Raw genomic sequence first — 19,572 nt, forward strand, 5'->3', positions numbered from 1 at the left:
GCTTAGCTCCAGAGTTTTTCCAGCTCGTACAGGCGACGGCTTTCTTCCTGCATCACGTGCACGATCACTTCGCCCAGATCGACCACGATCCAGTCGGAGGCTTCCTGGCCTTTCATGCCGTACAGCTCCATGCCCGCGGCGCGGGATTCCTGCACCACGTGGCTGGCGATCGACATCACGTGGCGCGTCGAGGTGCCGGTGCAGATGATCATGCAATCGGTGATGCTGGATTTGCCCTGAACGTCCAGAGCGATAATGTCTTGGCCTTTCAGATCATCGATTTTATCGATGACGAAATCTTGGAGCGCTTTACCTTGCAAAGGTTCCCCCTCGGGTGTGTTCTGTTCAGTCGGCTGCGGCGGGCAAAATGCGCGCGCCGCGGCGTAACCGGATAATGGTTTCGGCAGGCTGCCGCTGAAAGCCAGCTAACTGGTGACTGCCCGGCCAGCTAAGGTTTCCGGGGTTTTCAGCGGATACCTGAAAAATAGCGGCGCAGTATATCACGCACCTTTCGCTAGCGATATAAACCCTGCAACTCGATATAGCGCTGCACCGGGCGCGGCAGCAGGTCGTCGCAGTTGAGGCCCTGATGGCGACGCTGGCGGATCTCGGTGGCGGAAATTTCCAGCTCCGGCGTATCGGCCAAATAGATGTGGCCGTGCGGGCGACGGCTGAGCAGCGCCGGGTCGGCGGTGCGATGGCGTTCCAGCCACTGCTGCAGTTCCGGCGTGTCCATGCGATCGTTATAGCCCGGGCGCGCCAGCACCAGCAGGTGGCAGACGTCCAACAGCGCCTGCCAGCGGTGCCACTTATGCAGCGTCAGCAGCGAGTCCTGGCCAATAATAAACGCCAGCGGCTGGGCGGCGCCACGCTCTTTACGAATCGTTTCCAACGTCTCGATGGTGTAGGAGGGAGTCGTGCGGTGCAGTTCGCGATCGTCGACCGCAAACAGCGGATTGCCGGCGATCGCCAGCTCGACCATCTTCAGGCGCTGCTGCGCATTGGCCTCCGGCTGCGGGCGGTGCGGCGGCACGTGGTTAGGCAGCAGCGTGACGCGATTCAGGCCCACTTCGGCGGCCAGCGCCTCCACCGGCCGCAGGTGGCCGTAGTGGATCGGGTCAAAGGTGCCGCCGAACAGCGCGTGCAATACGGTGGGGTGTTCCGGATTAGTGGGCATCGCTAAAACTCGTGGCCAGGGGTTTGCCGCACAGCAGCATCGACAGGGTTTCCAGTTCCGGCCAGACCGACTGACCATAGTCCTGCTTGAGCGTCAGCTCGATTTGCGTCAGCAGCTGCACCGCCTGCTGCAGCTGGGGGCCGGACAGGCGTTGCAACGCCTGGGTCACCAGCGGGCGGCGGTTCTGCCAGACCTTATGCTGGTCGAACAGCGTGCGCAGCGGCGCGGAAGCCATGCGGCGCTGCAGCGTCAGCAACAGCAGCAGTTCGCGCTGCAGGGTGCGCAGCAGGATCACCGGCTCGACATCCTCTTGCTGCAGCTGCTGCAAGATATGCCAGGCGCGCTTGCTCTTGCCGGCCAGCAAGGCGTCCAGCCAGTGGAACGGCGTGAAGTGGGCGGCGTCGTTCACCGCCTGCTCGACGCGCGGCAGGGTGAGCTTGCCGTCCGGGTGCAGCAGCGACAGCCGCTCCAGTGCTTGCGACAGCGCCAGCAGGTTGCCTTCGTAGCAGTAGCACAGTAACTGGTTGGCGGCGTCGTCCAACTCCAGCTTCATCGCCTTGGCGCGTGCGGCGACCCAGCGCGGCAGTTGCGCCTGTTCCGGCGTCTGGCAGCTGACGAGAGCGCCATGCGGGCTGAGCGCCTTGAACCAGGCGCTGTTTTCCTGCGCTTTGGTGAGGCGCGGGCCGCGCAGGATCAGCAGAATATCCTCGTGCAGCAGCGTGGCCAGCTTGGTCAGCTGTTCGCCGATCGGCGCCGTCGGGCCGTTTTCCGGGAAGATCAGCAGCAGCGTTTGGCGGCTGGCGAACAGGCTCATCGCCTGGCAGATGCCGAAGATGGCGTCCCAGTCGGTATGGGCGTCGAGGGAAATGCTGTAGTGCTCGCTGAACTGCTGCTGTTGCGCAGCCTGCCGGAGCAGATCCTGGCTTTCCTGCAGCAGCAGCGGTTCATTGCCGCTCAATAAATAACAAGCGCGCAGCCCCTCTCGGAGCTGCGCGGCAAGTTGTTCCGGATAAATACGGATCATTGTGCGGTTTGGCTTGCCGCTCGTTCGCCGGCGGCAGCGGCTTTTTGCCGGTTTTCTTCTTCCGCCGCATGCACGGTCAGCAGTTTGCGCACCAGTTGCTGCGCCGCCTGCTCACGCATTTCCTGGCGAATGATCTCCTGCTCGGAGTCTTTGGCCAGCGCGGTCAGCGGGTTGTCGAAGAACGAACGGAACACTTTCACCGACAGCGGATACAGGTCGTGGCCCGGGAGCAGCACCTGCGCCTGCACGGTCAGCACCAGCTGGTACTCGGCGGTTTTACCGTCCTGGAAGATCGAGGCGGTATCCTGGCTTTCCGTCGCGCCGATGATGCGCAGGGAAGGCACGTCTTTACGCTTCGGATCGCTGACGATGGTCACGTCGTTCAGACGCAACTGCTCACGCACCGCGCGCGTCAACGGACCATAAGGGTCGGCGCTGTCGAGGATCAGCGTTTTCATTTCATTAGGCACCTGCGTGGTGCCACGCAGGTGAAAACCGCAGCCGGCGGTGACCAGCACCGCCAACCCCAGCAACAGCGTCAGAATACGTTGTCGCACAACTCCTCCTTGTGTTAACCCACAACCAGGTTAAGCAGTTTGCCCGGAACGTAGATCACTTTACGAATCGTGACGCCGTCCAGATATTTAGCCACCAGATGCTCTTCGGCAGCGCGCGCGCGCACTTGCTCTTCGGTCGCATCGGCAGATACGGTGATTTTAGCGCGAACCTTGCCGTTCACCTGCACCACCACCAGCTTGGAGTCCTCGACCATCGCCTGCTCGTCGGCAACCGGCCATGGCGCGGTGTCCACGTCGCCTTCGCCACCCAACGCCTGCCACAGGGTGAAGCACACGTGCGGGGTGAACGGATACAGCATGCGAACCACGGCCAGCAGCGCTTCCTGCAGCAGCGCGCGATCCTGCTCGCTCTCCTGCGGCGCGCGGGCCAGCTTGTTCATCAGCTCCATCACGGCGGCGATCGCGGTGTTGAAGGTCTGACGGCGGCCGATATCGTCGGTCACCTTGGCGATGGTTTTGTGCAGATCGCGGCGCAGCGCTTTCTGATCTTCGTTCAGCGCCGCCACGTCCAGCGGCTGCACCGCGCCTTTTTCCACGTGATCGTAGGCCAGTTTCCACACGCGTTTCAGGAAGCGGTTAGCCCCTTCCACGCCGGATTCCTGCCACTCCAGCGTCATTTCTGCCGGTGAAGCGAACATCATGAACAGACGCACGGTGTCCGCGCCGTATTTTTCCACCATCTCCTGCGGGTCGATGCCGTTGTTCTTCGACTTCGACATTTTGCTCATGCCAGCATAGACCAGTTCACGGCCTTGCGGATCGGTGGCTTTAATGATGCGGCCTTTGTCGTCGCGCTCGACGGTGGCGTCAACCGGGGATACCCAGACGCGTTCGCCGCTGTTGCCGGTGTAGTAGAAGGCGTCGGCCAGCACCATGCCCTGACACAGCAGGCGCTTGGCCGGCTCGTCGGAATCCACCAGGCCCGCATCGCGCATCAGCTTGTGGAAGAAGCGGAAGTACATCAGGTGCATGATGGCGTGTTCGATGCCGCCGATATATTGATCGACCGGCAGCCAGTAGTTGGCGGCGGCCGGATCCAGCATGCCCTGGTCATACTGCGGGCAGGTGTAGCGCGCGTAGTACCAGGAAGACTCCATAAAGGTGTCGAAAGTGTCGGTTTCGCGCAGCGCCGGCTGGCCGTCGACGGTGGTCTTCGCCCACTCAGGGTCGGCCTTGATCGGGCTGGTGATGCCGTCCATGACCACGTCTTCCGGCAGGATCACTGGCAGTTGGTCTTCCGGCGTCGGCATCACGGTGCCGTCTTCCAGCGTCACCATCGGGATTGGCGCGCCCCAGTAACGCTGGCGGGAAACACCCCAGTCGCGCAGACGGTAGTTGACCTTGCGTTGGCCGACGCCTTTGGCGACCAGTTTGTCGGCGATGGCGTTGAAGCCGGCTTCATTGTCCAGACCGTCGAACTCGCCGGAGTTGAACAGCGCGCCTTTGTCGGTCATCGCTTCGGCGCTTACGTCAGGCTGGCTGCCGTCGAGGTTCAGGATCACCGGTTTGATCGGCAAATCATATTTGGTGGCGAATTCCCAGTCGCGCTGGTCGTGCGCCGGTACCGCCATCACGGCGCCGGTGCCGTATTCCATCAGCACGAAGTTGGCGACCCACACCGGCAGCTTCTCGCCGCTCAGCGGGTGGACAACGAACAGGCCGGTCGGCATGCCTTTCTTCTCCATCGTCGCCATTTCGGCTTCGGCAACTTTGGTGTTGCGGCATTCGTCGATGAACTCGGTCAGCGCCGGATTGTTGCGCGCGCCCTGTTGCGCCAGCGGGTGGCCCGCGGCGACCGCCACGTAGGTGGCGCCCATGAAGGTGTCCGGGCGGGTGGTGTAAACCGTCAACTTCTCTTCGCTGTCCGCCACGTCGAAGGTGATTTCCACGCCTTCGGAGCGGCCAATCCAGTTGCGCTGCATGGTTTTCACCTGCTCCGGCCAGCTTTCCAGCGTGTCCAGATCGTTCAGCAGCTGATCGGCGTAAGCGGTGATTTTGATGAACCACTGCGGGATCTCTTTACGCTCGACCTTGGTGTCGCAGCGCCAGCAGCAGCCGTCGATAACCTGTTCGTTGGCCAGCACGGTCAGATCGTGCGGACACCAGTTCACCGCCGAAGTCTTCTTGTAGACCAGGCCTTTTTCATACAGTTTGGTGAAGAACCACTGTTCCCAGCGATAGTATTCCGGCTGGCAGGTGGCGATTTCGCGATCCCAGTCGTAGCCGAAGCCCAGCAGTTTCAACTGGTTCTTCATGTATTCGATGTTGTCGTAGGTCCACGGGGCCGGCGCGGTGTTGTTTTTCACCGCCGCGCCTTCCGCCGGCAGGCCGAACGCATCCCAGCCGATCGGCTGCAGTACGTTTTTGCCCAGCATGCGCTGATAGCGCGAGATCACGTCGCCGATAGTGTAGTTACGAACGTGGCCCATGTGCAGTCGGCCGGACGGGTAAGGCAGCATGGATAGGCAGTAGTACTTTTCCTTGCTGTCGTCTTCGGTAACTTTGAAAGTCTGCTTCTCTTGCCAGTGAAGCTGTACGTTCGATTCTATGTCTTCTGGACGGTATTGCTCTTGCATGGCGGCCGGTGGTCCTGTAGGTGTAAACCGTTGCCCCGGTCAGAGGCAACGCAATGAACATTTAGTATTCGTAGATCCGCATAGCATAGCTGATAAGACCTCCCGGCAACAACTCCAAGCGCCTGACTCGGCGCATTTAAAAAAAACGCCGTCATGACGCGGCTCACAACCTGCGGATCCCGCGTCTTGCCAAGTGGCATCAGTCATTTACGGCTAAAATAAGAACAAGTAGCTTAGGGGGGATCCCTACAGCCAAGTCCGGCGCAGCGTTTATCGAGGAGAGTCTATGAACAAGGTTGCTCAGTATTACCGCGAATTGGTGGCATCGTTGAGCGAACGCCTGAAAAACGGCGAACGCGATATCGATGAACTGGTGGCCAGCGCGGAGCGGCGCTTGAACGAGGCCGAAGATTTGACCCGCGACGAAGTGCGGCAGGTGACGCAGGCGGTGCGGCGCGATCTGGAAGAGTTCGCGCGCAGCTATCAGGAGAGCCGGGACGAGTTTACCGACAGCGTGTTTATGCGCGTGATCAAAGAGAGCCTGTGGCAGGAACTGGCGGATATCACCGACAAAACCCAGCTGGAGTGGCGCGAGGTATTCAAGGATGTCAGCCACCACGGCGTTTACCACAGCGGTGAAGTGGTGGGGCTGGGCAACCTGGTGTGCGAGCAGTGTCACTACCATCTGGCGTTTTACACGCCGGAGGTGCTGCCGCTCTGCCCGAAATGCGGTCACGACCAATTCCAGCGCCGGCCGTTTGAACCGTGATGACGTTCCCCGGCAGGGCGGGGAACGCTAAGGCTGGCGTTTAACGGAACAGTTTCTTCAGCAGATTGCTCAGGAAACCGCCGCTGACGGTTGCCGGGGCAACTTCCGCCTGCGCCGGTACGGCGACGCCGGCCGGGATTTTCTGCGCGATCGCGATGCGGCTGTCCTGGGCGGCTTTCTCCGCCGCTTCCGGGCCGTAGGCGAAGCCTTCCGCCAGCACGAATTCAACGTCGGTGATGCCGATAAAGCCCAGGAACAACTTCACGTACGGCGTGATCAGATCCGTCGGCGTGTCGGCGTGGACGCCGCCGCGGCTGGAGATGACGATCGCTTTCTTGCCCGTCACCAGCCCTTCGGCGCCGGCGGAGGTATAGCGGAACGTCTGGCCGGCGCGGGCGATAAGATCGAAGTAGATCTTCAGCTGCGTCGGGATGTTGAAGTTGTACATCGGGGCGCTGATAATCAGCGTGTCGTGCGACTTCAGCTCGGCAATCAGCTCATCGGACAGCGCCAGGGTGCTTTGCTGATGCGGCGTCAGCGGTTTGTCGCCGGCGGTAAAGCCGGCCATCACTTCACCATCCAGCTCCGGCAGCGTTGGGTTGGCCAAATCGCGCACGGTGAACGTGTCTTCAGGGTGAGTTTCACGCCATTGTTCAACAAAAAAATCGACTAATTTTCCAGACTGGGAATATTCACCCAGAATGCTTGATTTCAGGACCAGTACGCGGCTCATTGGCTTATCTCCAGGCGAAGGCTAATCGGTAACGATGTCAGTCGGTGTAAACGCATGGTAGAGGCAAGCCATGAACAGTGATAGCGCAAAAATTCGCTGAGTTAAATCAAAAAAGTTGAACAAGTGGCGCGAGCGCGCCCCGATAGGATCAATAACGCGCTACGCGCTCGGCCAGCAGATCGATAAAGCCCTCGCGGTTGATGCCGGTCAACACTTCCACGTTGGCCGCGTTGCCGGTTTGCTGGAAATAGTCCACCACCGTCATGCCGACGGTGTAGTCCCCTTTGGTCTCCACTCCGACCCAGCGTTCTACGCCGGTGAACAGCTGCGGCGCCAGCAGCCAGGCGATGGTGCAGGGATCGTGCATCGCTGCGCCGGGCAGGCCGCGCGGATGGCTGAGGTACAGCGGCAGGTAAAAATCGAGCATCTCCGCGACCGCCTGCGCGACCGGATTGTCTATCTGGCGAATGCGCTCGATATCCTGCGGCAACACCAGCGCCTGATGGGTGACGTTCAGCCCGGCCATGGTCAGCGGCACCCCGGATTTCAGCACCATTTCGGCGGCTTCGGGATCGACGAAGATGTTGAACTCCGCCACCGGCGTGGTATTGCCGGCGTTCATGCCGCCGCCCATGAATACGATGCGCTCGATGCGGCTTTTCAGCTCGGCATGCTGGGCCAACAGCAGGGCGATGTTGGTCATCGGGCCGGTCACCACCAGGGTGATTGGCTGCGGGCTAGCGCGCAGCAGGTCGGCGATCAGCTCGACGGCGCCGCGGGGATCGGGTTTGAGGGTCGGCGTCGGCAGGTGGGTGTTGCCCATGCCGGTTTTGCCGTGGACATAGTCGGCGATCACCAGCTCGCGCATCAGCGGGCGAGCGGCGCCGGCGGCGACCGGGATGTCCTCGCGCTGCATCAGGGTCAGCAGACCCAGCGCGTTATGCAGGGTTTTCTCCGGCGTCTGGTTGCCGGCGGAGGTGGTAATGGCTTTGACGTCCAGCTCCGGCGAACGCAGCGCCATGGCCAGCGCGATGGCGTCGTCGAGGCCGGGATCGCAATCGATGATAATAGGGCGGGGCATGTTCTTTCTCCTCTGTTTGTTATCCAGCGAGCATCGGATCAAAACCGGGGAGAAACAAGCGCTTTTAGTGCCGGGAGAAAAGATGCGCCCCTGGCGGGGCGCATCGAGAGAGTTTAGTGCAGGATCTTGGCCAGGAAGTCCTTGGCGCGATCGGACTCGGGGTTGTTGAAGAAATCGTCTTTGTTGCGGTCTTCGACGATTTTGCCTTCGTCCATAAAGATCACCCGATTCGCCACCTTGCGGGCGAAGCCCATTTCGTGGGTTACCACCATCATGGTCATGCCTTCGTTCGCCAGTTCGACCATCACGTCCAGCACTTCGTTGATCATTTCCGGATCGAGCGCCGAGGTCGGTTCATCGAACAGCATGGCGATAGGATCCATGCACAGCGCGCGGGCGATGGCGACGCGCTGCTGCTGGCCGCCGGACAGCTGGCCGGGGAACTTGTTGGCATGGGCGGAGAGGCCGACGCGTTCAAGCAGCTTCAGGCCCTTCTCGCGTGAGGCGGTCTTATCGCGCTTGAGCACTTTCACCTGCGCCAGCGTCAGGTTGTCGATGATAGACAGGTGCGGGAACAGCTCAAAGTGTTGGAACACCATGCCGACTTTGGCACGCAGCTGCGCCAGGTTGGTTTTCTTGTCGTTGACCGGCGTGCCGTTCACCAGGATGCTTCCCTGCTGGATCGGCTCGAGGCCGTTGACGGTTTTGATCAGGGTGGACTTGCCGGAACCTGAAGGACCGCAGACGACGACCACTTCGCCTTTTTTCACTTCGGTGGTGCAATCGGTCAACACTTGGAAGTGACCGTACCACTTGGAAACATTTTTCAGGGATATCATCAAACAGTCCTTTTCTTCAAATAGCTTACCAGCGCCGAGGCGGCGAGGCTGATAACAAAATAGACAAAACCGGCGAACAGGATCATTTCAACCTGGGTGCCGTCGCGTTCGCCAATGGTCGACGCGGTGCGGAAGAAGTCGGCCAGGCTCAGTACGTAAACCAGCGAGGTATCCTGGAACAGTACGATGCCCTGAGTCAGCAGCAGCGGCACCATGGCGCGGAACGCCTGCGGCAGGATCACCAGCCGCATGGACTGCCAGTGGGTCATGCCCAGCGCCAGCGCGGCGGAGGATTGGCCGCGCGAGATGCTGATGATACCGGCGCGGATGATTTCCGAATAATAGGCCGCTTCAAACAGGGAAAAGGCTACCATAGCCGAGATCAGGCGAATATCGGTTTTCGGCGACAGCCCTAGAACCTGTTGTAATAAGCTTGGAACCACCAGATAGAACCACAGCAGCACCATCACCAACGGCACCGAGCGGAACAGGTTGACGTACAGGGTGGCGAACCAGCTTATCGGTTTGAACGGCGACAGACGCATGACCGCCAACACGGTGCCCCACAGGATGCCGACCACGATGGCGGTCACGGTGATCTTCAGCGTGATCACCATGCCTTGCAGCAGATAAGGGAAGCTTGGGACGATCGACGCCCAGTCAAATTCGTACATTATTTACTCCCCAGGTTGCCAGGCAACTGCACTTTCTTTTCGACCAGACGCATAAACAGCATGATAACGGCGTTGATGCCGATATAAGCCAGCGTGATGGCGGTAAAGGATTCATAGGCGTGTGCGGAGTAATCCAACAACTTACCGGCCTGCGCGGCCATGTCCACCAGCCCGATGGTGGAGGCGATGGCGGAGTTTTTGACCAGGTTGAGCATTTCCGAGGTCATCGGCGGCACGATCACCCGGTAGGCGTTCGGCAGCAGCACGTAGCGGTAGGTTTGCGGCAGCGTCAGGCCCATCGCCAACCCGGCGGCTTTCTGGCCGCGCGGCAGGGACTGAATGGCGGCGCGCACCTGTTCGCAAACGCGGGCGGCGGTAAACAGCCCCAGGCAGAGCATGGAAGAGACGAAGAACTGCACGTTGGGATCCAGCTCGGTTTTGAACCAGGTGCCGATATTGGCCGGCAGCAGCTCGGGGATCACCAAATACCAGGTAAAGAATTGCACGATCAGCGGCACGTTGCGGAACAGTTCGACGTAACAGGTGCCGAGGGTGGAAAGAAAGCGGTTGGGCACGGTACGCAAGATACCGAACAGTGAACCGACGAAGAAAGCGATAATCCAGGCACAGACGGAGAGGGCCACCGTGACCTGAAAGCCGGACCAGATCCAGCCGAGGTAAGTGGTGTTCCCAAACGGGGCCTGCTGCAGGAAGATACCCCAGTTCCAATCTATTGACATAACAAACTCCGATAAACGGGCGCAGGGCGCCGAAGATTGATGACTTGATGAGCGCCGATCGCCGCGCGGCCAGTCTGGCTGGCTTGTTGTGTACGGGTGTCGGTGATGCGCCTTGGGGAAAATGAGGGAGGGGAACGGCCCCCCTCATTCCTGTCTGTCCCAGTCATCAACTGGGCCGGTTTGGCCTGGCGGCCGCCCCGGCTTTTGTTCTATTTAGTTCAACGCTTTGTCGTTAGGCTCTTTGAACAGCTGCTTCATGTCGTCCGACAGTTCGAAGTTCATGTTGAGGTTTTTCGGTGGAATAGGCTGCTTGAACCATTTCTCAAACCACTTGGCCGCTTCACCGGAAGTTTGCGCCTGGGCGATGGTGTCATCGACCAGCTTTTTAAACTCAGGATCGTCTTTGCGCAGCATGCAGCCGTAGGCTTCTTTCGACTGCGGCGTGCCGATGATTTCCCACTGATCCGGTTTCTTGGCCTTGGCGCGTTCGCCCGCCAGCAGGGCGTCGTCCATCATGAAGGCCACCGCGCGGCCGCTTTCCAGGGTACGGAAGGAGTCGCCGTGGTCTTTGGCGCTGATGATGCGCATGTTCATTTTGTCGCTGTCGTTCAGCTTGTTCAGCAGCACTTCGGAGGTGGTGCCGGAGGTGACCACCACCGGTTTGCCGGCCAGGTCCTTAAAGTCTTTGATATCGGATCCTTTTTTCACCAGCAAGCGGGTGCCGACCACGAAAATGGTGTCGGAGAAGGCGGCCTGTTTCTGGCGCTCGAGGTTATTGGTGGTGGAACCGCACTCGAAATCATAGGTGCCGTTTTGCAGCAGCGGGATGCGGTTCTGCGAGGTAATCGGCAGCATTTTCACCTGCAGATTCGGCGCATTCAGCTTTTTCTTAACGGCTTCAACGATTTGGTTGGAGTAGTCCTGAGAGTAGCCCACAACTTTTTGTTGGTTGTCGTAGTAGGAGAACGGCACTGACGATTCGCGGTGGCCGACAACGATCACGCCATTGTCTTTGATTTTCTTCAGCGTACCGGTCAGGTCTTCCGCATGCGCCACGCTACCTGCCGCACCGAGCAGCAGTAACGATAACGCCAATTTACGCATTTGCATGGTCCAACTCCTTTGCTGTTGTTGTGGCTCTGACTAAAGAGCGTCAGGTTAAATCGACTGTTTATTGCTCAAGTTATAAAGATAGTCTTATGAACTGAACGCTGTTAAAAAATAACCGATTGTGAACACATTGAAACTAAAATGTTTCATTTTTTGAGACGCCGCGCGCACCAAATCAATGCAACAAAACGTCGGCGCCCCCGCGTGGTGCGCTTAATGCACCCAAAATGTGCGCAGGTGCGACAAAACGTCAGCAAAAGTAAACCGGCGCGCGTTGTCGCCATAGATAAAAGCAAGGAGTGTGCCAGCCGCGTTGATTTAACGACGTTTTCTGACTGAGGTGGGGATATTGACGGGAACGCGGGGCGCGGCGGGCGCGCCCCGGCGAAGAGGATTATTTGCGGCGCAAGCCCAACATCAGCGCCCAGCCGCCCAGCAGCAGGGTAATCACCCACAGCGGTGTGGCGCCGAAGCGCGCATAAGGCGTGACGCCGGTGGTCGGCGTGACCTTCACTTCGAGCACCTGGCGGGTAAACTGCGGGATCTCGGCGATCACCTCGCCGTTCGCATCCACTGCGGCGGTAACGCCGTTATTGGTGCTGCGCAGCAGCGGCCGGCCGAGCTCCAGCGCCCGCATGCGCGCCATCTGGAAGTGCTGCCACGGGCCGATGGAGTGACCGAACCAGGCATCGTTGGAGATGGTCAGCAGGAAGTTGGTGTCCGGGCGGAAGTTATCGCGCACCTGCTGGCCCAGCACGATCTCGTAACAGATGGCCGCCGTCAGGTTGTAGCCGCGTACGCTGAGCTGCGGCTGCACGTAGTCGCCGCGGCTGAAACCGGACATCGGCAGATTGAAGAACGGCGCGATAGGGCGCAGCAGTTCACCCAGCGGCACAAACTCGCCGAACGGCACCAGGTGATGCTTGTTGTAGCGATCTTTGGCCGGGTAGCTGTACGGCGTCGGTTCGCCCAGCACGATGGCGCTGTTGTATTCCTGCACGCCTTGCGGGGTGGCGCGCGCATCGACGATGCCGGTGATCAGGCTGCTGTTCTTCGCCCGCATCAGGTCATCCATCATGATCAGGAAGCCGTTCTGACGCGGCTCGAAGTCAGGGATGGCGGACTCCGGCCAGATGATGATCGGCGCTTTGCCCATGTAGGGGCGGGTTTCGTCCAGATAGGTTTGCAGCGTGCTGAGCAGAATGCTCGGATCCCACTTCATCGACTGGGGAATGTTGCCTTGCACCATGGCGACGTTTACCGCTTTCTCCGGCTGCGGGGTAAACCACTGCAGCTGGCGCAGCGGCCACGGCAACAGCAGCAGCGCGGCGGCAATCACGGCTGCCGAGAGACGGCGCTGATTGACGGCGTACACCAGCAGGCCGGCGATGGCCATCAGCACAAAGGTGATGGCGTCGACGCCCAGCAGTGGCGCGATGCCCTTCAGCGGGCCATTGATCTGGCTGTAGCCGAACTGCAGCCACGGGAAGCCGGTCAGCACCCAGCCGCGCAGGAATTCGGTCACCTGCCACAGCGCCGGCGCGGCGATGGCCAGCCGCCACCAGCGGGTGGCCGGCCACAAGCGCGTCAACAGCCCGGCGAACAGCCCGGTATACAGCGACAGGTAAGCGGCGAGCAGTACCACCAGGAAGACGTTGACGGCGAAGGGCATGCCGCCGAAATCGGCGATGCTGACATACACCCAGTTGATGCCGCTGCCGAACAGCCCGAAGCCCCAGACAAAGCCGAGCAGGGCGGACTGTTTGGTGGTGCGATTGAGGGTAACGGCCAGCAGGCCGAACAGGGAAACGATGGCCGCGGGCCAGAAGTCGTAGGGCGAGAACGCCAGCGTCCCGCCGGCACCTGACAACAGCGCCAGCAGGGCGCGAACCCGCTGGCGTTCAAGTAATGAGGCTTTAGCCATGTTGGATTTAATCTTCCAGTTTCGGTGGTGGAGAATCGTCCGGAATTTTTACATGAACCTGGATGATACGTCGACTGTCGGCCATGGCAACTTTAAATAGGTAACCTTCGATTTCAATGGTTTCCCCGCGCGCCGGCAGGTGGCCGAAGGCCTGCATCACCAGACCGCCGATGGTATCGACCTCGTCGTCGCTGAAGTGGGTGCCGAAGGCTTCGTTGAAGTCTTCGATCGGCGCCAGCGCGCGCACGGTGTACATGTGGCGGCTGAGCTGACGGATATCCAGATCGTCTTCGTCGTCGTATTCGTCTTCGATCTCGCCGACGATCAGTTCCAGGATATCTTCGATGGTGACCAGGCCGGACACGCCGCCGAATTCGTCAATGACAATCGCCATGTGATAGCGCTGGGAGCGGAACTCTTTCAGCATCCGGTCGACGCGCTTGCTTTCCGGCACCACCACTGCGGTGCGCAGCACCTTGTCGATGCTGAACGGCTCGGAATCTGCGCGCATGAACGGCAGCAGATCCTTGGCCATCAGGATGCCTTCGATGTGATCTTTGTCTTCGCTGATCACCGGGAAACGCGAGTGGGCGGAGTCGATAATCACGTCCAGGCACTCTTCCAGCGTCTGGTTGCGCTTGAGCGTCACCATCTGGGAGCGGGGGATCATGATGTCGCGCACGCGCTGTTCGGCGATATCCATCACGCCTTCCAGCATGTCGCGGGTATCGGGATCGATCAGGTCGTTTTGTTCGGAATCGCGGATCAGCTCGACCAGATCGCCACGGTTTTTGGGCTCGCCGTGGAACAACTGGTTAAGGATAAGAGTAAAGAACCCCTTCTTGGGACTGGGGCTGTCATTGCTTTGTGAATGGTCGTCGCTCATGGCGTTTTAGTTACTGTCACTCATGTCAGAGTTAAGGGGCGTCAGCGACAGCCCCGCAAAGGGGCTGTAGGGTAAACGGCTGACGTCAGACGGGGTCTTTTTCCGCCAGGTACGGATCAGGATAGCCCAGTCCGTGCATGATTTCGGTTTCCAAAGACTCCATTTCTTCGGCTTCATCGTCTTCGATGTGGTCATACCCTAGCAGATGGAGGCTGCCGTGGACAACCATATGCGCCCAGTGGGCTTCCAGCGTTTTGCCTTGCTCAATCGCTTCCTGCTCAACCACCTGACGGCAGATGATCAGATCGCCGAGCAGCGGCAGCTCAATGCCCGGCGGGGCTTCGAACGGGAAAGAGAGCACGTTGGTCGGCTTGTCTTTGCCGCGGTAGGTCAGGTTCAGCTCGTGGCTTTCCGCTTCGTCCACCAGACGCACGGTCACCTCGGCCTCCTCCTGAAATTGCGGCAGCACGCCTTCCAGCCAGCGTTGGAAGGTGGCCTCATCCGGCAGCCCGTCGCTGCTTTCACAGGCAATCTGCAAATCCAAAATCACCTGGCTCATGGTGTCTCCTGCTCGGAGGCGGCGAGCGCCTCGCGCTTACGTTGTTCGGCAATCGCGTCTTTGCGTTTCTGTTCGGCCGCTTCCCAGGCCTCATAAGCGATGACCACGCGGGCCACTACCGGGTGGCGCACCACGTCTTCGCTGTGGAAGAAGTTGAAGCTCAGCTCCTCCACGTCCGACAGCACTTCCACCGCGTGGCGCAGGCCGGATTTCTGGTTGCGCGGCAGGTCGATCTGGGTGACGTCGCCGGTGATGACCGCCTTCGAGTTGAAGCCGATGCGCGTCAGGAACATCTTCATCTGCTCGATGGTGGTGTTCTGGCTCTCATCCAGGATGATAAAGGCGTCGTTCAGCGTGCGGCCGCGCATATAGGCCAGCGGCGCGACTTCGATCACGTTGCGCTCAATGAGCTTCTCCACGCGCTCGAAGCCCAGCATTTCGAACAGGGCGTCGTACAACGGGCGCAGATAAGGATCGACCTTCTGGCTCAGATCGCCCGGCAGGAAGCCCAGCTTTTCGCCGGCTTCGACCGCGGGGCGGGTCAGCAGTATGCGGCGAATTTCCTGGCGTTCCAGCGCATCCACCGCAGCGGCGACCGCCAGGTAGGTTTTGCCGGTGCCCGCCGGGCCGATGCCGAAGGTGATGTCGTGATCGAGAATGTTGGCGATGTACTGCGCCTGGTTAGGCGTGCGCGGTTTCACCATGCCGCGCTTGGTTTTAATGGTGACCGCCTTGCCGTAATCCGGCACGCTGTCGGCCACCTGTTCCAGCACCCGGCTCTCTTTGATCGCCAGATGGATTTGCTCCGGATCGATATCCGGGATCACGCCGCGAATCGGCGCGGTATCCACGTAAAGATGGCGCAGGATATCGGCGGCGGCGACCACGCACAGGTTCTTGCCGACCAGCTTGAAACGGTTGTCGCGGCGATTGATTTCGATGCCCAATCGGCGCTCGAGTTGTTTGATGTTGTCATCAAACGGGCCGCACAGGCTGAGCAAACGCTTGTTGTCTGCGGGCTCTAACAAAATTTCTTGTGTTGCGACGTTCAAACTATTCCTCTAGGTCACATCGGGCCTGGTTGATGTCACATAGCGCGTCCGGGACGCGCGCGTTCAGGGCGAACCTGAATACTCTCTTTCTTGAATTATTCATGGTGCGCCGCAACGGCGCAAGTTTACCGCTGATCTATCTGTGCGCCGTCGGCGGAATTCAAGGGAAGACAAGGAAAAAACGCGGCGGGGCGCAAAGCCCGCCGCGTCATCACAGGACAAGACCGCTGGGAATCAGTTCTTTTTCACGAATTCGGACTTCAGTTTCATCGGGCCGAAACCGTCGATTTTGCAGTCGATGTTGTGATCGCCTTCCACCAGACGAATGTTTTTCACCTTGGTGCCGATCTTCAGCATCGAGGAGCTGCCTTTGACCTTCAGGTCTTTGACCACGGTGACCGCATCGCCGTCCGCCAGCAGGTTGCCGTTGGCGTCTTTGACGATCAGCGCATCCTGATCTTCCGCCGGGGCGCTGTCGCTCCACTCGTGGGCGCACTCAGGGCAGATGAACAGGGCATTGTCCTGGTAGGTGTATTCGGAGTTGCACTTCGGGCAGTGTGGGAGTTGCATGTTATGTCGCCTCTTCAACAATAAAAAAATAAAAAAAACATCACCGGGCGCGGACGCCCGGCGGAGAAACGGTAAGGAGTAGCGCGAACGGGCGGCGATAAGGCGGCCGCCGCAGCGTCAGGGCTGGTAAATGCCGACGCCCAGCGCGTTTTCTTTGCGGGTACGGGCGATCACCGACTGCGGGGATTCATGTACGCGCAGATCCATCTGCTGTTCGGTGCGCACCACTGCGCCACGCAGGGTGTTGGTCAGCACCTCGGTAATTTCCACGTCGACAAACTGGCCGATCATGTCAGGCGTGCCTTCGAAGTTTACCACACGGTTGCATTCCGTGCGCCCGGCCAGTTCCATCACGCTTTTGCGCGAGGTGCCTTCCACCAGAATGCGCTGGACGGTGCCGAGCATGCGGCGGCTGAACTGCAGCGCCTGCTGGTTGATGCGATCCTGCAGAATGTACAGCCGCTGCTTTTTCTCTTCTTCGCTGACGTCGTCAACCATGTCCGCCGCCGGGGTGCCCGGGCGCGACGAATAGATGAAGCTGAAGCTGACGTCGAAGTTGACGTCGGCGATCAGGTTCATGGTCTGTTCGAAGTCGGCCTGGCTCTCGCCCGGGAAACCGACGATGAAATCGGAGCTGAGCTGAATGTTCGGGCGCGCCTTGCGCAGCTTGCGGATAATCGCCTTGTACTCCAGCGCGGTGTGCGCGCGTTTCATCATGGTCAGGATGCGATCCGAACCGCTCTGCACCGGCAGATGCAGGAAGCTGACCAGCTCCGGCGTGTCTTCGTACACCGCGATGATATCGTCGGTGAACTCGATAGGGTGGCTGGTGGTGAAGCGAATGCGATCGATGCCGTCGATGGCGGCCACCAGGCGCAGCAGTTCGGCGAACGAGCAGATATCGCCGTCATGCGTGGCGCCGCGATAAGCGTTGACGTTTTGGCCGAGCAGGTTGACCTCGCGCACGCCCTGCGCCGCCAACTGGGCGATTTCGAACAGCACGTCGTCGCTCGGGCGGCTCACTTCCTCGCCGCGGGTGTAAGGCACCACGCAGAAAGTGCAGTATTTGTTGCAGCCTTCCATGATCGACACGAATGCGGTCGGGCCTTCGGCGCGCGGCTCCGGCAGGCGGTCGAACTTTTCGATCTCCGGGAAGCTGATATCGACCACCGGGCTGCGGGTGCCCTGAACGTGGTTGATCATTTCCGGCAGGCGGTGCAGGGTCTGCGGGCCGAATACCACGTCGACGCAGGGCGCGCGGCTGCGGATAAGCTCCCCTTCTTGCGAGGCCACGCAACCGCCGACCCCGATGATGACAGACGGGTTCTTTTCTTTCAGCAAGCGCCAGCGCCCCAGCATGGCGAAAACTTTCTCCTGCGCTTTTTCGCGGATCGAGCAGGTGTTCAGCAACAGCACGTCCGCTTCTTCGGCGTTGTCGGTCCACTCGAAGCCGTGCGTGCTGTTCAACAGGTCGGCCATTTTCGATGAATCGTACTCATTCATCTGGCAGCCCCAGGTTTTGATATGTAGTTTTTTCGTCATTGACTTGCCATTACTCAGTGCGGAGCGAAAGTTGCGTTACGCGACATGCAGGGCGCGTATTGTAATCATTTGCCGCCGTTGTGACCAGCGCGGGGGAAAATGGCACGCAACCTGAAGCCGAAGCGAAAATCCGGTACACTGCGCAAAACGCCATCCTGGGTGGGATGGCGAGCATTCACACAGAAAACATAGCCAATATGAAGACATCTCAAAATCGGTATGACGCGGTGGTGGTGGGCGGCGGCATGGTCGGCGCGGCGGCGGCCCTCGGGCTGGCGCAGGCGGGCTGGTCGGTGGCGTTGCTGGAACATCAGGCGCCGCAGGCGTTCGAGGCGCAAAGCCCGCCGGACCTGCGCATTTCCGCTATCGGCTGCACCTCGGTGGGGCTGCTGAAACAGCTCGGCGCCTGGCCGGCCGTGACGGCGATGCGCACGGCGCCGTATCGCCGGCTGGAGACCTGGGAATGGGCATCGTCGCGGGTGGCGTTCGACGCGGTGTCCCTGGGGCTGCCGGAGCTGGGCTTTATGGTGGAAAACCGTATTCTGCAGCTGGCGCTGTGGCAGCAGTTCGCGCAGTGCGCCAATCTGACGTTGCTGTGCTCCGCCAGGCTGCAATCGCTGCAGCGGGCGGACAAGGCCTGGCAGTTGACGCTGGACAGCGGTGAAACGCTGCAGGCGCGGCTGGTTATCGGCGCCGATGGTGCCAACTCGCAGGTGCGCAAGCTGGCGGCGATCGGCACCAACGGTTGGCAGTATCGTCAGGCATGCATGTTGATCACCGTCGATACCGGCGCGCCGCAGCAGGATGTGACCTGGCAGCGCTTCTTCCCGTCCGGGCCGCGCGCCTTCCTGCCGCTGTACGACAGCTGGGCATCGCTGGTGTGGTATGACAGCCCGCAGCGCATTCGCCAACTGCAGGCGATGCCGCCGGCGCAGCTGGAGCGCGAGATCGCCGCCGCTTTTCCAGCGCGACTGGGCCCGGTCAAGGTGCACGCCGCCGGATCGTTCCCGTTGACGCGGCGTCATGCGCAGCGTTACGTGCTGCCGGGGCTGGCGCTGCTGGGGGATGCCGCGCATACCATCAACCCGCTGGCCGGGCAGGGCGTCAATCTGGGGTATCGTGATGTGGATGCCTTGTTGAATGTGTTGAGCGAGGCGCGGGATCAGGGAGAGGACTGGAGCAGCGAGGCGGTGTTGTTGCGTTATCAGCGTCGCCGTCGCACCGACAATCTGCTGATGCAGAGCGGCATGGATCTGTTTTATACCGCCTTCAGCAATAACCTGGCGCCGCTGAACGTGGCGCGCAATCTGGCGCTGATGGCCGCGCAGCGGGCGGGCAAGCTGAAAGAGCATGCGTTGAAGTACGCGTTGGGATTGTAACCGGTAGGGCTCAGCGGCGGCTGGGCCCGTTAGGATTGGCTGAACGCCAGACAGCAAAAAGCCCGCCGAAGCGGGCTTTTCTAAATATGGCTGGGGTGCCAGGATTCGAACCTGGGTATGCTGGTATCAGAAACCAGAGCCTTACCGCTTGGCGACACCCCAATTATGGTGGCTACGACGGGATTTGAACCTGTGACCCCATCATTATGAGTGATGTGCTCTAACCAGCTGAGCTACGTAGCCGATGTTACTTTTTACTTCTTTGATTTGCAAGCAGTTTGTTATGGCTGGGGTACCTGGATTCGAACCAGGGAATGCCGGTATCAAAAACCGGTGCCTTACCGCTTGGCGATACCCCA

The 19,572-nt window shown here is 60.1% G+C and carries 19 protein-coding genes and 3 tRNA genes; 2 read left to right on the forward strand and 20 right to left on the reverse strand.

Translation table 11 applies throughout. The features are described from left to right. Positions 1-2: 2 nt before the first annotated feature. The 5 genes from rsfS to leuS form a co-directional block, all read right to left on the reverse strand. Positions 3-320, reverse strand: a complete 318-nt coding sequence (gene rsfS, locus ACTJJ6_RS11195; RefSeq protein WP_016928774.1) for a ribosome silencing factor — start codon at positions 318-320, stop codon at positions 3-5. A 194-nt stretch (positions 321-514) separates the two neighbouring features. Beyond that, positions 515-1,177, reverse strand: coding sequence for a nicotinate-nucleotide adenylyltransferase (gene nadD / locus ACTJJ6_RS11200; protein WP_015376938.1), 663 nt, complete (start codon positions 1,175-1,177; stop codon positions 515-517). Then, on the reverse strand, positions 1,167-2,201 hold the full coding sequence (gene holA, locus ACTJJ6_RS11205) for a DNA polymerase III subunit delta (RefSeq protein ID WP_016928772.1): 1,035 nt from the start codon (positions 2,199-2,201) through the stop codon (positions 1,167-1,169). The genes nadD and holA overlap by 11 nt, the downstream gene beginning before the upstream one ends. Then, on the reverse strand, positions 2,198-2,758 hold the full coding sequence (lptE, locus tag ACTJJ6_RS11210) for an LPS assembly lipoprotein LptE (RefSeq protein WP_016928771.1): 561 nt from the start codon (positions 2,756-2,758) through the stop codon (positions 2,198-2,200). The genes holA and lptE overlap by 4 nt, the downstream gene beginning before the upstream one ends. Positions 2,759-2,772: 14 nt before the next feature. After that, positions 2,773-5,355: a leucine--tRNA ligase gene (leuS, locus tag ACTJJ6_RS11215; protein ID WP_033641093.1), complete on the reverse strand. Its 2,583-nt coding sequence runs from the start codon at positions 5,353-5,355 to the stop codon at positions 2,773-2,775. Between the two features lie 286 nt (positions 5,356-5,641). Between leuS and ACTJJ6_RS11220 the strand changes: the two genes are divergently transcribed. Further along, a complete protein-coding gene (locus ACTJJ6_RS11220) occupies positions 5,642-6,124 on the forward strand; it encodes a zinc ribbon-containing protein (RefSeq protein ID WP_004939988.1) in 483 nt (160 codons plus the stop codon). Positions 6,125-6,164: 40 nt separating this feature from the next. On the opposite strand, the gene ACTJJ6_RS11225 is transcribed toward ACTJJ6_RS11220, so the two are convergent. The 12 genes from ACTJJ6_RS11225 to miaB form a co-directional block, all read right to left on the reverse strand. Beyond that, a complete protein-coding gene (locus ACTJJ6_RS11225; RefSeq protein ID WP_143778555.1) occupies positions 6,165-6,857 on the reverse strand; it encodes an FMN-dependent NADH-azoreductase in 693 nt (230 codons plus the stop codon). A gap of 148 nt (positions 6,858-7,005) precedes the next feature. After that, positions 7,006-7,938 (reverse strand): pyrimidine-specific ribonucleoside hydrolase RihA, encoded by a 933-nt coding sequence (gene rihA, locus ACTJJ6_RS11230; protein ID WP_049299643.1) that lies wholly within the window; start codon positions 7,936-7,938, stop codon positions 7,006-7,008. 113 nt (positions 7,939-8,051) lie between these two features. Next, a complete protein-coding gene (locus ACTJJ6_RS11235; protein WP_004939983.1) occupies positions 8,052-8,777 on the reverse strand; it encodes an amino acid ABC transporter ATP-binding protein in 726 nt (241 codons plus the stop codon). Then, the gene (gene gltK / locus ACTJJ6_RS11240) at positions 8,777-9,451 is read right to left on the reverse strand and encodes a glutamate/aspartate ABC transporter permease GltK (RefSeq protein WP_004939982.1); all 675 of its coding nucleotides are present in this window, start codon (positions 9,449-9,451) and stop codon (positions 8,777-8,779) included. The genes ACTJJ6_RS11235 and gltK overlap by 1 nt, the downstream gene beginning before the upstream one ends. After that, the gene (locus ACTJJ6_RS11245; RefSeq protein ID WP_004939979.1) at positions 9,451-10,191 is read right to left on the reverse strand and encodes an amino acid ABC transporter permease; all 741 of its coding nucleotides are present in this window, start codon (positions 10,189-10,191) and stop codon (positions 9,451-9,453) included. Before ACTJJ6_RS11245 ends, gltK begins: the two co-directional genes overlap by 1 nt. A 213-nt stretch (positions 10,192-10,404) precedes the next feature. Then, positions 10,405-11,301 carry an amino acid ABC transporter substrate-binding protein gene (locus tag ACTJJ6_RS11250; RefSeq protein ID WP_004939976.1) on the reverse strand — a complete coding sequence of 299 codons (897 nt, stop codon included), beginning with the start codon at positions 11,299-11,301 and terminating at the stop codon, positions 10,405-10,407. 394 nt (positions 11,302-11,695) lie between these two features. Then, positions 11,696-13,225: an apolipoprotein N-acyltransferase gene (gene lnt, locus ACTJJ6_RS11255; protein ID WP_440801435.1), complete on the reverse strand. Its 1,530-nt coding sequence runs from the start codon at positions 13,223-13,225 to the stop codon at positions 11,696-11,698. Positions 13,226-13,232: 7 nt separating this feature from the next. Continuing rightward, positions 13,233-14,111, reverse strand: a complete 879-nt coding sequence (gene corC, locus ACTJJ6_RS11260) for a CNNM family magnesium/cobalt transport protein CorC (protein ID WP_004939973.1) — start codon at positions 14,109-14,111, stop codon at positions 13,233-13,235. Between the two features lie 85 nt (positions 14,112-14,196). After that, positions 14,197-14,670 (reverse strand): rRNA maturation RNase YbeY, encoded by a 474-nt coding sequence (ybeY, locus tag ACTJJ6_RS11265; protein ID WP_016928766.1) that lies wholly within the window; start codon positions 14,668-14,670, stop codon positions 14,197-14,199. After that, positions 14,667-15,722, reverse strand: a complete 1,056-nt coding sequence (locus tag ACTJJ6_RS11270) for a PhoH family protein (RefSeq protein WP_025301852.1) — start codon at positions 15,720-15,722, stop codon at positions 14,667-14,669. Before ACTJJ6_RS11270 ends, ybeY begins: the two co-directional genes overlap by 4 nt. A 234-nt stretch (positions 15,723-15,956) precedes the next feature. Continuing rightward, positions 15,957-16,292, reverse strand: a complete 336-nt coding sequence (locus tag ACTJJ6_RS11275; RefSeq protein WP_016928764.1) for a zinc ribbon domain-containing protein YjdM — start codon at positions 16,290-16,292, stop codon at positions 15,957-15,959. Between the two features lie 117 nt (positions 16,293-16,409). Next, positions 16,410-17,834, reverse strand: coding sequence for a tRNA (N6-isopentenyl adenosine(37)-C2)-methylthiotransferase MiaB (gene miaB, locus ACTJJ6_RS11280; protein ID WP_004939964.1), 1,425 nt, complete (start codon positions 17,832-17,834; stop codon positions 16,410-16,412). Positions 17,835-18,031: 197 nt separating this feature from the next. Between miaB and ubiF the strand changes: the two genes are divergently transcribed. Then, positions 18,032-19,213: a 3-demethoxyubiquinol 3-hydroxylase gene (gene ubiF, locus ACTJJ6_RS11285; protein WP_176063577.1), complete on the forward strand. Its 1,182-nt coding sequence runs from the start codon at positions 18,032-18,034 to the stop codon at positions 19,211-19,213. Between the two features lie 87 nt (positions 19,214-19,300). Here the strand turns inward: ubiF and ACTJJ6_RS11290 are convergent. The 3 genes from ACTJJ6_RS11290 to ACTJJ6_RS11300 all read right to left on the reverse strand — a co-directional run bounded on the left by ACTJJ6_RS11290 (position 19,301) and on the right by ACTJJ6_RS11300 (position 19,572). Beyond that, positions 19,301-19,375 (reverse strand) — tRNA-Gln (locus ACTJJ6_RS11290). 4 nt (positions 19,376-19,379) lie between these two features. Beyond that, positions 19,380-19,456 (reverse strand) — tRNA-Met (locus tag ACTJJ6_RS11295). A gap of 41 nt (positions 19,457-19,497) precedes the next feature. Further along, positions 19,498-19,572 (reverse strand) — tRNA-Gln (locus ACTJJ6_RS11300).

This window comes from Serratia sp. 22278 (assembly GCF_052045405.1).
Taxonomy (GTDB): Bacteria; Pseudomonadota; Gammaproteobacteria; order Enterobacterales; family Enterobacteriaceae; genus Serratia; species Serratia marcescens.